10 protein-coding genes are annotated in these 15,522 nt (G+C 71.3%); 3 read left to right on the top strand and 7 right to left on the bottom strand.

Features of this window, described 5'->3' with window-relative positions:
* Positions 1 to 6: 6 nt before the first annotated feature.
* From ACFSQR_RS11885 to ACFSQR_RS11875, 3 genes are all read left to right on the top strand, one after another.
* Positions 7 to 423, top strand: a complete 417-nt coding sequence (locus tag ACFSQR_RS11885; RefSeq protein WP_377730014.1) for an SH3 domain-containing protein — start codon at positions 7 to 9, stop codon at positions 421 to 423.
* 103 nt (positions 424 to 526) lie between these two features.
* Positions 527 to 1,486, top strand: coding sequence for a PP2C family protein-serine/threonine phosphatase (locus tag ACFSQR_RS11880; protein WP_377730013.1), 960 nt, complete (start codon positions 527 to 529; stop codon positions 1,484 to 1,486).
* 21 nt (positions 1,487 to 1,507) lie between these two features.
* Positions 1,508 to 3,160, top strand: a complete 1,653-nt coding sequence (locus ACFSQR_RS11875; protein ID WP_377730012.1) for an FHA domain-containing protein — start codon at positions 1,508 to 1,510, stop codon at positions 3,158 to 3,160.
* A 715-nt stretch (positions 3,161 to 3,875) separates the two neighbouring features.
* Here the strand turns inward: ACFSQR_RS11875 and ACFSQR_RS11870 are convergent.
* The 7 genes from ACFSQR_RS11870 to ACFSQR_RS11840 all read right to left on the bottom strand — a co-directional run bounded on the left by ACFSQR_RS11870 (position 3,876) and on the right by ACFSQR_RS11840 (position 15,459).
* The gene (locus ACFSQR_RS11870; protein WP_377730011.1) at positions 3,876 to 6,191 is read right to left on the bottom strand and encodes a bifunctional serine/threonine-protein kinase/formylglycine-generating enzyme family protein; all 2,316 of its coding nucleotides are present in this window, start codon (positions 6,189 to 6,191) and stop codon (positions 3,876 to 3,878) included.
* An 8-nt stretch (positions 6,192 to 6,199) separates the two neighbouring features.
* On the bottom strand, positions 6,200 to 8,254 hold the full coding sequence (locus ACFSQR_RS11865; RefSeq protein WP_377730010.1) for an SPFH domain-containing protein: 2,055 nt from the start codon (positions 8,252 to 8,254) through the stop codon (positions 6,200 to 6,202).
* A gap of 111 nt (positions 8,255 to 8,365) precedes the next feature.
* Positions 8,366 to 9,376, bottom strand: a complete 1,011-nt coding sequence (locus tag ACFSQR_RS11860) for a hypothetical protein (RefSeq protein WP_377730009.1) — start codon at positions 9,374 to 9,376, stop codon at positions 8,366 to 8,368.
* Entirely contained in the window at positions 9,373 to 10,437 is a 1,065-nt protein-coding gene (locus tag ACFSQR_RS11855; protein WP_377730008.1) for a hypothetical protein, read from the bottom strand. The genes ACFSQR_RS11860 and ACFSQR_RS11855 overlap by 4 nt, the downstream gene beginning before the upstream one ends.
* Positions 10,438 to 10,439: 2 nt before the next feature.
* Positions 10,440 to 11,003, bottom strand: coding sequence for a hypothetical protein (locus ACFSQR_RS11850; RefSeq protein WP_377730007.1), 564 nt, complete (start codon positions 11,001 to 11,003; stop codon positions 10,440 to 10,442).
* Positions 10,984 to 12,228 (bottom strand): hypothetical protein, encoded by a 1,245-nt coding sequence (locus ACFSQR_RS11845; RefSeq protein ID WP_377730006.1) that lies wholly within the window; start codon positions 12,226 to 12,228, stop codon positions 10,984 to 10,986. The genes ACFSQR_RS11850 and ACFSQR_RS11845 overlap by 20 nt, the downstream gene beginning before the upstream one ends.
* A 90-nt stretch (positions 12,229 to 12,318) precedes the next feature.
* Entirely contained in the window at positions 12,319 to 15,459 is a 3,141-nt protein-coding gene (locus ACFSQR_RS11840) for a penicillin-binding transpeptidase domain-containing protein (RefSeq protein WP_377730005.1), read from the bottom strand.
* Positions 15,460 to 15,522: the final 63 nt, after the last annotated feature.

Raw genomic sequence — 15,522 nt, 5'->3', positions numbered from 1 at the left:
GCGCCCATGCTGACACTGCACTACTCCACCGTCCTGGCCTGGATCGCGGCGTTCGTCCTCACGGTCCTGCTGGCGCGATTCCTCACGCCGCAGCGCTGGTGGCGCAACGCCAATGCGCGCGCGGGCGCGGTCCTCGTCATCGGCACCTGGGCGATCGGCACGCTGCTGGTTCCGCTGGCCGCCCGCGCCTTCCCGCCAGAGCCGGGACCACGCGCGGGCGAACGCTACGTCGTCTACCGCGACCTGAACCTGCGCAGCGGAACCGGGACCGGCGCCCTCCGTTTGGCGACCGTAACGGCGGGCGAATCCGTCACCGCGACCGGACTGCGCGAGGGCGACTGGTGGCAGGTGCGCACAGAAAAACAGCGCACCGGCTGGGCCAGCAGCCTGTGGCTGCGCCGGCCCCAGGAAGTGGGGTATTGATTGCCGAAGCGAAAGAGAGGCAAAACGCCATCTCATCGTGGCTTTGCCATTCCGGCAGTTCGGCTACAGTAGTGGAATCGATATCCTGTCCATATTGCGCCCCATGCCGACAGCCGCTGCCGAAACGCCGTTCACCCCGCGCCTGGACGTGGCTGCGCGCTCGGCCGCCGGTATCGAAGGCAGCACGGCGGAGAACCAGGATAACTACCTGCTGATCGATGCGGCTGGCCGCGCCCGCTTCCTGCGCGACGAGGCGGAGACGCAGCAGCGAGTGGCGGGCTGGCTGCCGGGGCATGCGCGCATCGCGGTGCTCGACGGGATGGGCGGACACGGACATGGGCGCGAGGCTGCAGAAGCGGCGGTCGCGGGCCTGCTGGAGATGGCGCCCTGCCACGACGGTGCCGAGCTGGCCCACCGGCTGGCGCGCCTGCACGGACGGCTGCAGCAGCAGTTCGGGACGGGCGCCAACGGACTGCGTCCGGGGACCACCCTCACGCTGCTTGAAATTCCCGAACACGGCCCGGCGCTGCTGTTCCATGTCGGCGACTCGCGGCTGTATGAACTGGACGGCGACCGCGTCTCCCCGCTGACCGTCGACCATGTGCCGGCCACTTCCTTCGTCCTGCAGGGACTGCTGGGCGAGCAGGAATGGTGGGCGCAGGTGCATGGAGAGCACCGCGCGCAAATCTCGCAGGCCTTCATCCTGGGGAATGCGCTCTCCGATCCGGCCGTGCTGTCCGATCCCCTGTACGAACTGGATGCCGAGGTCCTGCCGCCCTTCCTCGCGCATCTCGCGGACCGCCGGCCGGTCGAGCTGGAGCCCGGAAAAACCTACCTGTTGGCCACGGATGGTTTCTGGGCATGTGCGGAAGCGAACAGATGGGTTGCCCGCTGGCCGCGCATACTTGCTCAATCCGATAGCGCCAGGGACAAGGTGGACGCGCTGTTCGGCGAGATGAACGACCATCCGCCCGCGCAGCTACACCACGACAACCTGACCGCCATCGTGATTCGCCCGGTGTCTTCCGCGGCTGCGGATACGACTGCCGTGCCTTACCTGTAGCGTTTTGCCGAGAACGTCGCCATGCACAAGTGCCGCCATCCCGAGCATCCTCACTGCACCCATTGGGTGATACAGGGTGCTGCCGCGTGCGCGGGCGGTCACGCGCAACCGGCCGAGGGCCCCGGCGTCGCCGAGGCGCCGGAGCCGCATCCGGCCACGCCGGCGCTTTTGCCATTGGTTGCGCCTGCGGCGGGCGTGCCGCGGGGCGCGGACCTGGCGCTGGACGGCGCGCCGGCGCTTCCGCTCACCGGCTCCGCGGCATCGAGTTTCGACCTCATTTCCGCTCGCCGCGCCCCGGTCCAGGCTGCGGACGGCGCACCGGCCACAGGGGACCGGCGCCGCAACCTGCGCGGCCAGCCCGACCGGCGCGCGCAGGCGGGCGAGCACGCGCGGCCCACCCTGCACGTCAGTGGCTTCGATCCGCGCGCCGCCGGCGGGCGCCAGGCGTTGCGCCTCGAACTGCGCGGCATGCCGCTTGACGTCCCGCCGAAAATGGCCATGCGCCTGAAGTCAGCGCTGCTCCCGCCGGCGAGCACCCGTCACGACTTCGCACGCACGCGCCATGGCGAGTGGCCGTCGGCGGTCATCGAATTCACGTCGCGCGGCCGCGAGCACGGGCAATACCCGATCGAGGTCGAACTGCTCGCGCAGCGCGACGGCGCACCGCCGCGCCGATGGACCTGCACTTTGGTGGTGCTGGTGCCGCGGCCGGACGCCACGCTCACCGAGATCCACCAGACCTACCTGGCTACGCACAAGAACGTCCGCATCACCGCCGACGACGCCTCGATCGCGCGAGTCGGCGCACATGCGGGCGGCGGCCGGCTCGACATCGACGTCACTGCCCGCAACGCATCTATCGCCCAGCTGAACCTCGACGCCACCGGCAAGACCGACCTCGCGCTGCCGACCATCGCGTGGGACGAAGAACTGATCGAAACCGGCGTGGCGAACGTCGCCCATCCGCAGCCTGCGCAGGCAGCCTGCCTGGTCAACGCTGCGCCGGAAGCGGGCGCCGTCCGCCATACCCGCCTGTTTGCCTTCGACGAATGCGTCCTCGGGCGCCTGGACACGCTCACACCGATCGCCGACGTCCTGCTCGCACACTACGGCGAGCGCGGCCCCGACGCGGGCGGGCTGACGCGGCGCCTCTCGGCGCAGCACGCGGTACTGCGGCGCAGCCTGCACGGCTTCGACATCGAGGATGTCTCGCGCTACGGCCTGCTGGTCGATGGCGTCTGGCCCGGCAAACACGTGCCGGTAGCGCTGCGTCCGGGCATGCGCATCGAACTGACCGCCAGCGTGCGCCACATCGTCACGCTCGAAGTCACCGCCGTTTTTGCGCATGGCGTCGTCCTGCACCGCGCCGACGCTGGGCAGGCCGCCGAATGCTTCATCTTCCTCGCCCCCGACCGGCACCCGGGCCCTGCGCTCCCGCGCGGCTCCGCCATCCCCGCCATCTACCATGCGCGCGGCGGATTCTGGCACCTTGACCCGGGCACTGGCCGCGAAACGCCGCTGTGCGACGGCGCGCGCTGCGACGTCCTTGCCTCCCTGCCCGCCCACACCCGCTTCGCCGCCACCCCCTACCCCGAACTCGACCTCGAGCGCCCCGCAGCCCGTCCGCACGACCTGCAGACCCAGCGTTCGCGCGCCCTGCTCGCCTCCGTCTGATTCCTACAGCCTGATGCAGCCCCGTTCCTACATGGGGTCAGGCACTTTTATCAGCATCTTCCGAACGCTTTCTTCAGAAGATCCTTGGGCCGGTCGCCGTTCCCGCTCTGCGACACACCCGTGGGGTCAGGCACCTTCTTAGGAGACTCCTGACAGAAAAATGAAGAATACTCCGCACACCTGTTTCCCCTGGGCACGCAGCGCCCTCATTGCTTCACAACACGTCCTGCATTCCGAAAAACGCGATCAGGAAAGTCCGAATCCGGTGCCTGGCACCGCGTGCAACACGGAGATTCCTGAAAATGCGTATCGGTGGATTCCGAGAAAATCGCACCGCGTCATTGGGAAGAGGTGTTTTCCGAACGAGTGGGTCGGAAGGATCTTAAAAAGGTGCCTGACCCCGAGGGGGGTAAAGAATCCTAGGGGATGCGGAAAAAGGAGGGTATGTGCGTTGGAGCGTGCTGGGGCAGGATACTCTGGGGGAGTATCCGCGAGGATGGCGGGGCCGGCGAAAACGAGGGGGAGTATGCCGGCGGCGTCAGATGAAGACGAGGAAGATCAGGGCCAGGACCGCGACGAAGCCCGCTTCGAATCCAAGCACGGCCACCGGAATCTTGATGTTTTCTGGGATGCGCATGTCAGCTTCCTTTCAGTGAGATGTCAGGAATCTTCAGTGTACGCCGATCGAAAAATCGTGCGTTCAAGCGGACGCGCGCTAGAGGTCGCGGGCCACGCGGAAGCCGACAATGTCGTTGCACAGCGCTGCGGCAAAGCCGTTGCGCATGGCCGAGCGCAGGTAGCGCGGGCTGTACTGCCAGGAGCCGCCACGCAGGATGCGGCGGTTCGGGTCGCCGCCGGTTTCCCACGCGGCGCCGTTCGCCGGTGCGCCAACGTAGTTGTCGTGGACCGGGTCCTGTACCCACTCCCAGACGTTGCCGTGCATGTCGCACAGGCCCCACGGGTTCGGCGGGAACATGCCGGCCGGCGTGGTGCCGCGCCTGAATTCGCCACGCGGACTGTCGTTGTAGACGTAGTTGCCGTCGTAGTTGGCGAGGTCGGTGCTGATGGTGTCGCCGCAGCTGAACGCGGTCTTGGTGCCGGCGCGGCAGGCGTATTCCCACTCGGCCTCGGTCGGCAGGCGGTAGGCCTGCCCGGTGCGCCGCGACAGCCATGCGGCGTAGAGCTGGGCGTCGTGCCAGCTGACGCCGACGACCGGGTGGCGTTCGTTCTGCGCGAAGCCGGGAGCGCTCCAGTCCACTTCGCCGCGCCGCTTCCAGCCGGTGTCCTGCACGAACTGGCGCCAGTCGCTAACGGTCACGGGATGGCGGCCCAGCGCAAACGCGCGCTCGATGTCGACCCAGCGCGGCGGCGTTTCGCGTTCGAGCCAGGTGGGCAAGGCTCCCGCCTGCTGGGCCTTGCGGCGCTCGTGCTCCGGTGAGCCCATGCGGAAGCGGCCGGAAGGGATCACGACGAGTTCCGGCGCATGGCAGGCGCCGTCGAGGAAGGGGTCGCGCAAGGTGCCGTGCGGGGCCGGGCTGGCCGGCGCTGGCGCAGGCTCGGGGTGCGCAGCTCGGGCCATCTGCGGTCCTGTTCCGCGTACGGCATCCACGTCCGGATGGGACGCTTGACGTGGAACGGCTGCCGCCGTGCCGGATGCGTCAACCTGGGTTCCCGCCGGGAGCTTCCCAGCCCCCGCAACGGCGGCGGCGTTGGCGCGCGCCTGCTGGGTACGATAGGCGGCAGCGGCGCGGGCCTGCGCCGCCTTGCGCAGCGATTCCTCGCGCGCAGCCTGCGCGGCCGCGGCATCCTGGGCGCGGCGCTCCAGCAGCTGGCGGCGCAGCTCTTCCTTGCGGATGCGGCGCGCGGCTTCGGCTTCGGCACGCTCGCGCTTCTGCTGCTCCTTGCGCAGCCGGTCCTGTTCGATGCGCTGGGCCAGCGCGGCTTCGGCCTCGGCGCGGCGCCGGGCGGCCAGTTCGCGCTGGCGCGCCTCTTCGCGTGCACGGGCCTGCCGCCGCTGCTCTTCCAGCTCCTGTTCCGACGGGCCGTCAGCTCCGCGCAAGGCGTCGACCAGCGCGCGCACGGTCTGCAGCCGCACGTCCGGCTGCTGGGCGAATCCGCGCTGCAGCAGCTGCCATTGGCGCTCGTTGAGCGCCTCAGGGCGCGGGGCGTCCTGCAGGGATGCGGGAACGGAGCCCTCCAGCATCTGGTACAGCATGACGGAGACGGCATACACGTCCAGCGTGCGCGCCGGCGCGCGCCTCGACTGGCCCGCCTCGGGTGCACGATAGCCCTCGGTGCCGGAATCCTGCGGCGCCTCGGTCCGTGCGCCGATGCGCGCGCGCGATGCGATGCCGAAGTCGAGCAGCTTGACCTGTCCGTCCTTGGTCACGAACAGGTTGCCCGGCTTGATGTCGCGGTGGACCAGCCGGGCCTTGTCCCACGCATAGTCGAGCGCCTGCGCTACCGGTTCGAGAAGCGCCAGCGCCTGCCCGGCGCCCAGCTTGCCCTGCCGCGCCAGCAGGCTGTCGAGGTCTTCGCCGTCCAGGTGCTCCATGATGATGAAGTAGCTGGCAGTGGCAGGATCGCGCGCCCATTCGTACACGCGCACGATGTGCTCGTGCGCGAGCTGGCGCGCCTGGGTCGCCTCTTCGATCAGCAGGCGGGCGTGGCTTGCGCTGCGCGTGAGCTGCGGCGGCAGTATTTTGATGGCGACGGTGGCGCTGTGTCCCAGCTCGGCATGCGTGGCGAGGTCCAGCGCTTCCCACACCTGCCCCATGCCGCCGGTGGCGATCAGGCGTTCGAGCCGGTAACGCCGGTTTTGCGGGCCGATCTCCATGCCGGACATCAGGCCGATCTCGGTCGATCCCGCGGGGCTGGCCGAAGAAAGATGGATCGGCGTGAACGGGCCTCCCGGCGGCGCGTACTCCGCATCCAGGATGGCGTTCTTGCGGCTGTCGAACTCCTGCAGGCTTAGCAAGCCGTCTTCGTGCAGGGCGCGCAGCTCGCGGATCTTTTCCCTTGCCGTCAGCATGGTTCCCTTCAGTCGGCCGGGCGCAGGGCCGAAGCGGCGATCGCCGCCTGGGTGCCCAGCGCGGCCTTGTTCACGTCGTTCTGCAGTCCCAGCAGGCCAAGCTGGTGCGCCCGGTCCTTGTCGGCCTGCGCGGCGGCGTGCCCGCGCTCGGCCTGCAGCCGCTCCTCGGCCATCGCCAGCGCCTCGCCTGCGGTAAAGCTGGCGGCGGCGCCGGCCACGCCGGCCAGGGCTTCCAGCTGCGCCGCCGACATGGAGGCGTGCACCTGGGTTTTCAGGTAGTCGGCCAGCGCGCCGGCATTCGCCGGTGCGGCCAGCGCGATCTTGGCGGTGTCGCTGGCGCGGCTCATGGCGTCCATGCGGGTGATTTCGTGCGCCTGCAGCTTGAGCGCATGCTGCCACGCTGCCTCCTGCTCCTGCATGCGCAGGCGATGGCGCCGCTCTTCCGCTTCAAGCGCGACCATCTGCTGCGCGCGCAGATGGGCGCTATCGGCCTGAATCGTGCGCAGCAGCTTTTCGTGCTGGGCGACGTCTGCCGCACGCGCACCCGCGCGCCGGATCCCGGCGACGTCTTCCTCCGCCAGCGCTTCCTTGCGCTCTTCGCCGCGCATCAGCTCGCGCTTACGATTGATGGCCTGTTGCTCGTCCCATTCGGCCACGCGCTCGGCCTCGCGCTTGCGCGCCAGGTTCGCCAGTTGCAGCGATTCGAGCGCCGCGCGCTGGCGCTCCAGCTCCAGGTCGCGCTCGTGACTGCGCAGCCGCTGCTCCGCCTCGCGCAGGCTGGCCAGCTCGGCATGCTTGCGCGATTCGTCTTCGATCAGGCGGGCCTGCTCCACCTTGTTGCGCACCTGCTGCTGCAACAACTGATGCGAGAACCGCTGGCGCTCCAGGATACGGGCCTGCTGCGCGTCGCGCTGCGCCGCCTCCATTTCGGTGCGCATGCGGATGCGCGCCATCGCCCGCACGTGCTCCCATTGCAGCGCTTCCGTGCCGCGCTCCGCTGCCGCCCGGGCCGCGTCGTGCTCAAGATCGGCCAGCACGGCGCCGGCGCCGCGGTCGAGCGCCTCCTTGCGGCTGTTCGCCTCGACGATGCGCCCGTACAGCTCGATTTCGCGCGCGCGCACGGCGTGCATGCGCTCGGCCGCCTTGAACGCGAGTTCGCGCTCGCCCACCGCCTGGTCCTGCTCCAGCTCCGCGCGACGGTAGCGCACGCGCGCCTGCTGCTCCTCGCGGGCGATGCGCTGCCATTCTTCCTCGTCGTAGAGCTGGTCCAGGTGCTTGCTGTGCTCCAGCTGCACGTGCCGCTCATCGGCTGCAAGCCAAAGGCTGCCGATGCGCTGGCGGTCCTGGTCGAATTTGTCGTGGCGCAGTTCGAGCGTGTCGACGCCGACGGCGGCGAGCCCGTATTGCGCCAGCAGCTGGGCCAGCGCGCTCTGGACGCGTTCGTCGAGCTGCGCGCGCAGGTCGCGGTTGGCGGACAACTCGCGCATCGAGCGGCCGGCGAGGAATTCGGAGGCCAGCTGGCGCACCGGCTGCTGCAGCAGTTCGCGCAGGTGCGCGTCGGTGATCGTGCCCGGCAGCGTCATGAAATGCCGCGCGAAGGCCGGCACCTGCTCGACCTTGATCCCGATCGAGAGCACGGCGCGCAGCTTCAGGTATTCGGACGTCTCCAGGTCGTCGAACTCGAAGCGCACCGGCAGCGGCATGGTGCGCGTGATGAGGATTTCGGCGTGCTGGTCGCGCAGCAGGTTGTTCAGGCGGGTGAAGAAGCCTTCCAGCTCGTACTCTCCCTGCGGCACCTCGGTGGCGTGCTGGCCCTGCAGGATGTAGGCACGCGTTGCCGCCGGCACCCGCAACGTCTTGACGAACAGCCCGGACAGCTCGCGCATGCCGAAAAACACCGCCAGCTCGTGCGGCGCGGCGATCCAGCGGTTGTCGCGCAGGACCGGCTCGTTGCGGGGCGCGCCCAGCGTCATGCCGCAGCGTTCGCAATAGGACGCCCCGGCACCGCTCTTGTGGGAGCAGCGCGCACACTTGGCGCCGCCAAATCCGAACATCGTGAACATATCGACTCCTGTTTCATTCGATGGCGGCGCACGGTCCGCCACTCAACAGTCGCTGGCCGATTCTAGCAGGCCATGCAATTTTCCCGAGTGCGCAAAACGAAGCGTGCGCACCTAAATAATCCCGATCCTGTCAATGCAGGCCAGGGTGGCGCCCCGCTCCCGCAGCGCGCCCGCGAATCCCTGTTCCAGTGCGTCCGTCCACGCGCCCGGCAGCAGCACGCGGTCGCCGCGTAGCGCCTCGCGCAGGATCAGCGCGCTTTTCGGTGCGACGCCCTCCACGTTCTCGACGCGGCCGGCATGCCAGCCGGTCGAGGCGCCGCTGGCGATGAGGCGCCCCCGCGCCGCGAACTCGCGCCCGCGCGCCAGCCGGTCCGCCATCACCAGCGCCAGCTCGTAGGAACGCCCGGCCAGCCGCGCTTCCTCGAAGCGCACCACGGTACGCCACCGTCCGAGGCCGCGCCCGTCGAAGTGGCGCGCGCCGCACAGCGCCTGGCGCACCGCCAGCTGCAACGCGGCGTCGGCCCCCGGCACCGAAATCGTGTCTTCCTCGTCGGTTCCGTTGGCCGCGCGCGGATGGACGCCCACTTCCACCCAGCACAGGCGGTCCGCGGCGCCGCCACTCACCACAGGGAACCAGGTGCGGGCGGTCGACACCGAGGCGGAAGGGTCGGGCCGTCCGTACAGTGCGCCCAGATGCGGAAGGCCGGCCGCACCGCCGCGCAGCACCTCCAGCCCTGCCGGGGCAGCAGGCAGGTCGCACCCGTCAATGCGCCCCAGCTGCCAGGCATTCGACCATCCATTGGCGCACGCCACCGGCACGGTGCAGATGCCCCGCGCGGTGCGGTCCGCCAGCACCGCCGCCAGCTCCCAGTCCCGTTCGTGCGGGCCGGGCGCCGTGTCGATACTGACCACCACCTGCTGGCGCGCATCGGAGGCGGGTTCGGTCAGCCGCGCGAGCCGCAGCACCTGCTGCATGCGCGCCGAAAGCGCGGGGTCTCCCGGCACGCTGCATTTGACGTCTGCCCGCCCGTCGCGCGGCCTGACGGTGGCCGTCAGCGTGGCCACCCTGCCCTGCGCCAGGACCGTGCGGATGCTGACCGGCGCCGTAGCTGGCCCGTTCATGCTTCCTCCGCCTCTGCCACACGGGACAGCCTGCGCCCGGCCAGCGCGCACTCGAGGTTCGAGACGATCCGGTCCGCTTCGTCCGCGGCGCCGCTAGCGCTGCCGGAACGCAGGCGCGCCAGCAGCGCCCATGCTTCGTCCAGCGCTTCGAGCGCCGCCAGGCTGGCCGCCGCGCGCCGCGCCCGGCCGGACGCGGCGAGCGGCTCGGCCGGCGCAGCAAGCGCGAACGCCGGCATGGTGTCCACCGCCAGCGCCGCCCTGTCGAGCCGTGCGAGCAACGCCTGCTGTTCCGTAAAGGGGACCTGGGCATCGGGCAGCGCCAGGCGCAGGCCCGACATCACACAGGGAAGTTCCAGGAACAGCCGCCGCAGCGCGCGTGCGTCCGCCATATCGCCGGACTCCTCGCCGTCGTGCAGGTGCAGGGCCGCGACCGCGCGCCGCGCCCACTGCGTGGCGCTGGCGGGCGCCTGCGCTGCCGGCTCCGCGCGCGCGGACAGGCGGGCGGCGAAATCCACCTGCGCGCCCAGGTCCACCGGGACGCAGTCGTCGACGATCATGCCGAAGCGCGTGTAGATCAGCTGGTTCACGCCGAGGCGAAACGCATTCCACTCGTCCAGCGTGGTGCACGGCGGCAGGAACAGCCGGTCCTGCGACAGTTCGCGCTGCAGCGCCGCCTCGACGGCCGCCCTCAGCATCCCCAGCTCCAGCCGTTCCGGCGCCTCGGACACCAGGAACAGGTCGAAGCGCTGCTGGATCACGCGCGGATCGGGGCTGTCGATGGCCAGCTCGAAGCGCAGGCCGGTCTCCGGTGCGCTCTCGTACGGCGCCACGTCGAACGCGTACGGCCCCGGATGGAAAATCCGCCCGCTCTCGGCGGCGCCGAATTGCAGGCGCTGCCCGCCGGCCACCCGCCGCAGGTTGCCGCGCTGGTCGAACACCAGGCCGACGCAGCCCGCAGGAACGCAAGTGCCGGCAGGCGCGGGAACGGCAAGCAGCGCGCCGCCAAGGCCGGACAAGTCCGGTCCCCGATGTGCGCCCGCGCGTCGGAAGAGGCTACGCATGGCTATCCCGCCGGGCTCACGGAGAAGCGCGCGCCGGCGTCCTGGAAGTGCGCAGCCGGCGCATCCGCGAACGGCCAGGGCGCCTCGCACTCGCCATCGGCGTCCAGGATCCCCTCCAGCACAAGCGTCCCATTCCCGTCCAGCACCCGCACGGGCGCGCGCGAGGCGAGCAGCCTCGCGGCGAACGGCGCGTCCGCGGCCACCTGCAGGATGGCCTGGCGGCGCCCGCCTTGCTGGGCGAAATGCAGCGTCCAGTAGCCGTCATCGGTGGACAGGCGCGCCAGTTCATCCGTGCTGGCAGCGGCGCGCAGCAGGCCTTCGCTGCCTCGCCACTGGGCGTCGTTGGCGGCGGTGCAGCGTGCGCGCGCATCGATCGAGAGCTGGCGGAAGCGCCGCAGCGTCAGCGGCGAGCCGGCCAGCAGTGCGCGCTCGGCTTCGGTGAGCGTGCGCGTGCCCGCGATGCTGGCGGCCAGCACCTCGTCCGGCAGCACCAGCGTATCGCCTTCGACGCGGCGCGACAGCAGCAGCCGTTCGCGCAGCTTCAGGTCAGACAGGTTCTGCTTCAATCGTTCCTCCTTGCGTAACGGCCGCCGCGTGCAGCCGGCCGATGGCCTGGTCGCGCCGCTTGCGCAGCGTCGGCAGCGATACCTGGTCGAGCGCCGCCAGCTGCTGCATCGTCGGCAGCTCGCCGGTGGCCGGATCGAGCCAGCCCGGCGGGTAGCAGTCGTCATGCGCGCCCAGCAGCTTGAGATACACCGCCAGCCGCACCGGCAGCGACCACGCCGACAGCAGCTGCGCCGTTCGGCTGGAGCGCTCTTCTGCAAGCCTCGCCATCTCCAGGAAGCGGGGGGGCAGTGAAACCGACGCCGCCAGGCGCATCTCTTCTTCCGTGGCCGGCGGCGGCGTCGCTGGATCGTCCGCGGCAGGCTCCTCGGGCGCCACGCCAAGCACGCGATCGAGGTCTTCCAGCCACGCGCCGCAGTCGGCGAAGTCCTGCGCCCAGTCGCAGTCGCGATTCGCGGACAGGGTTTCGTACTCGCCGATCTCGGCCAGCATGGCGCCGATCTTGTCCGGCTTCCCTTTCAGCGCATCGAAGCGCTTGGAGCGGGTGTGCAGGGGCCCTTCGCGCCCGCCGAAGCGCGCCAGCGTCTCGCTCCAGCGCAGGATCCATTCGGGCCGGCAGGCGCCGATCGAATCGAGCTGGCGCGTCTCGATCGGCACCCCGTCCAGCACGCGGCCAAGGATGGCGCCGACCTGATCGCGATGCTGTTCCCAGTGCCCGAACAGGCGCGCGATCTCGCCGTAGGCACTGTCGAGCATCCGGTAGGCATAGATGCGGTTCGGGCTGCACGGCCGCCCGCAAGCGGCCTGGTAGTTGTCGCTGTCGACCTTGTCGCGCAGGACCGCGTACATGTCGTTGAATTTCTTGCGCAGGACCGGTGCGCCATCGGCCCGTTCCCAGAAGTCGCCGAGCCGCGCCCGCTCCGCCGCCAGCGCCGCCGCGAGGGCTTGCCAGTCGCCGGGCCGGGCCAGCAGCTCGCACGCGAGGGCGAGCGCCAGTTCCGCTACGCTGTCGCCGTAGCTGTTCCCCGGCGTGGAGTAGCGCGTGCCCGCACGCCGCAGCTGCGCCGCCAGCGCGTCCACGTATTCGGGCAGGACCTCGTCCGCGCCGCCCGCCTCGCACAGGCGGCGCAGCTGGGCCGGGGCGAGCGCCGCCAGGGAGCATTGCCCCAGCAGCTTGCGCACCTGTTCCCATCCGTGCTCCTGGTACCGAGTTCCCGGCAAACGCATGATCGTCCGTCCTCGCGAGAGGCCGGCAGTGGCCGGCACACGGAAAAAGTGTGCCACACATTCCATTTACGCAAGTTCCGTTTGAGCAGGCTATTTTCCTTTCTCTTCGGGCCTATGCGGCCAGGCGCGCAGCAGCGCGGCGACGATCGGGGCGGCATGCGCGCCGCCGGTGGCGTCCGAGTGGCTGACGAAGGCGGCAAAGGCGAGCCGGCGCTGCTGGCCGGGCAAGCTGCCCGGCTCCAGGTAGCCGGTGAACCAGACGGTCGACACCGGGGTCCTGGTCCCGTTCGTCCCGACCGCGACGGTCGGCGCGGTCCCGGTCTTGCCGTGCAGGCCGCGCCGCACCTGCTCCAGCGCCGCGCCGCGGAAGGCGCCGGACGCCGTACCGCTGTCGACCACCCCTTTCATCCCCGCGCGGATGCGATCCAGGCGCACCGGCACGGGGTCGCCGGCGCGCTCGCGCGCCTCCTCGCCGTCAAGCGACAGCAGCATGCGCGGCGCGACGAAGCGGCCCTGCCCCACCGCCGCCGACGCGAGCGCCATCTGCAGCGGCGTGGCCTGCATGCGCAGACCGATCGTCATTTGACGCAGCTCATGGCGGGTGTCGATCGGGTCGATCCGCCCCGGCGTGGGCTGCAGCACGTCCCAGCGCTCCCAGTCGTAGGCGGCCGGCAGCAGGCCGCCGTCCAGCCGGATCTCCTGGCCAAAGCCGACCCGCCGCGCCATCGCCACGATCGGGCGCACCTCGTCCAGCGCCGCGTCTTCCAGCGGCTGCAGCGCGGGCGTGCCCCCTTCCGCGCGTCCGAACAGGCTGCGGTCCGATAATTCGCCGGCCCAGGCAAACCAGGTATTGACGCTGTAGGTCAGCGCCTCGGCAAGCCCGAACCGTCCCTCCGACGCGCGCCGGCCGAGCCGGTCCTCGCGGTAGTTGGTGATGCGGGCGCGCTGCGCATCGTAGGGGTAGCTGGCCTGCGCCGTGCGGAACGCAAAGCCGCGCCGCTGCGCCAATTGGTCGATGCGCTCCAGCGCCATCCCGCCCAGCAGGGCGTCGAGCTGCGCGTCGCTACGCGCCGCCGCTTCCAGCCCCAGCGCGCTGATCACCTTGAAGGTCGATCCCGGGCTCTGGTGCACGCCGCCGTCGTGCTGCAGCGCAGGCAGCCGGAACGGGCTGCGCGCCGGGTTGCTGCGGTCGAAATCGCGCGCCTCCGCCCAGTTGGCATCCGTGACCCTGGCGCCGCCTGCGCCGGCCGCGGCCAGCACGTCGCCCGTCTCGGTATCGAGCACCACGATCCCGGCCCGGCGGCCGGCGGGCGCCGGCCCGGCGCCGCTGCAGGCGCCGCCCAGCCATTGCCCTCCACGCATGCCGATGCAGTCGAGCGCCGACTGCGCGGCCGACTGCAGCGCCAGGTCGACCGAGAGCCGCGCCGTGTGCCGTCCACCGCCCTCGATGCGCGCCAGCATGCCCGAGACGCTGTTCGGCTGCCCCACGCGGTATCCCAGCAGCGCGCCCATGCCCGCCTCCAGCGCTGCCGGCGTGGGCCGGCCCGCGTTCCATAGCAGCGCGCCGTGGCGGTCCACGATCGTGGCATCCGCGGCCGCGCGGCTGGCCGCGCGCGGCAGGGGCTGGGCCAGGCGCCGCCACGCCAGGCGCCCATCCTCCAGCGCGATGTGGCGGTATGCTGCGTTGGCGGAGTCGGCCAGCGCAGCGAGCGCCAGCGGCTCGGCGGTCACGGTCAGCGCGCGTGCGCCGGGATCCATCTCCAGCTCCACGGCCTGCACCGCGTCGCGCGCCGGGCATGCCCGCCCGGTACACGCAGCTGCACGCCGCCGCAGCGTCGCGCCCTCCGCGTGCAGCACACGGCCCACGACCATCATCCGCACGGTTTCCCCGCCGCGTGCCGGCTGCGCCAGGCGCAGGACCAGGCGCGCCGTCCGTTCGCCCGACGCCGGCCATCCGGCCAGCCGTGTCCAGGGCGACCATGCCTGCGGCAGCTCCGCGAACAGGGCGCTGGCGGCAGCGGGCATCGCGCCGCTGGTGGCGGCGGCCATGCCGGCGACGCTGGCCTGCCAGTCGCCGTCCAGCGACGCCGGACGCACGCGCCACGCCAGCAGGCGCCGCTCGTCGTTGAATACCGCCACCTGGCGGCGCACGAATTCGCCGTCGGCCAGGTGGTACAGGCGCCGCATCAGGCGTGCCGACTCGGCGTCCAGCACCACGTCCCGCCATGGCGCCAGGTCGGCGGCGCGCGCCTCGCCGCCGGCCGCGCGCCACGCGGCCAGGTCGCGCGGCGCCAGCTCCACCAGGCCGTTGGCGCCGATGCGCACCAGGCCGTGCGACTGCAGCTGGCGGAACAGCGTTTCGTCCTCCAGGCCCGGCAGCGGTTCGCGCGGCACGGCATAGCGGCCCGGAGCGAGCCAGGCGGAGGCGGAGCGGCCGTCGGCCGCGAACGCGGCAGCCAAGGCGCGGCGCGCGCCCTGCGCCGGCCGCAGCAGCTGCACCACCAGTTCGCCGGCCGCGGCGCAGCGTGCCGATGCGCGCCGGCTGATGCGCAGGGCGCCCGTCTCCCACACCAGCCATCCCTCGCGGCCGAGGGCGCCTGGGCCTGCGGCAAGCGGCCTGCCGCCCCCCGCGTCGCCGATCCAGCGCGCTGCGCCTTCCCAGTGCACGATCAGCGGGGCCGGCCCTGCGTTGCCGCTCACCCGTACCGCAGGCACGTCCGCCGACGCTGCGCCGGCCAGCGCGACCGCGCGCGCGGCCACCGCCTCGCCGCCCGCACGCAGCTGCCCGAAACGGTAGCCGATCCGCACCGGCGCGATGCGCTGGCCGGACAGGTACTGGCACAGGTCCATGCGCTGCGGCGCGGCGCCATCCATGTTCGAGGCAACCAGCAGGGCGCCATCCCGGTGCTCGTGCAGGTCGATGCCTGCAGTTGGGCGCACATCGAACTCCAGTCCGGGCAGCAGGTGCTGGAAGGCGGCCGCCTGGTAGCGCGCGCCCTGCAACGGTGCGCCGGGCGGCGCGCCCGCGCTGGCTGCCAGGTGACTGGCGTGCGAGGCGATCACGGCGCCGCCGCACACGGCGAGCAGCAGCCACAGCACGCCGGCGGCCGGCAGGCGCGGGCCGCCACCCCGCGCGGCACGGCGCGTGCCGGTGCGCAGATTGCGTTCGCGGCGGCGCGCCACCTGCCATGCACGAAGACGCGCCAGCGCGCGCGTGATCCCCTTATCCATGCGTCCTCCTTGTCGCATGCGAAAAGCGGGGGGACGGTGAAAAAATCGGCGGCCAATGTTACG

Source organism: Pseudoduganella sp. GCM10020061 (assembly GCF_042683405.1).
GTDB lineage: Bacteria > Pseudomonadota > Gammaproteobacteria > Burkholderiales > Burkholderiaceae_D > Telluria.
The sequence above is the reverse complement of the archived record's forward strand: the minus strand, read 5'-3'. Positions and strand labels throughout refer to the sequence as shown.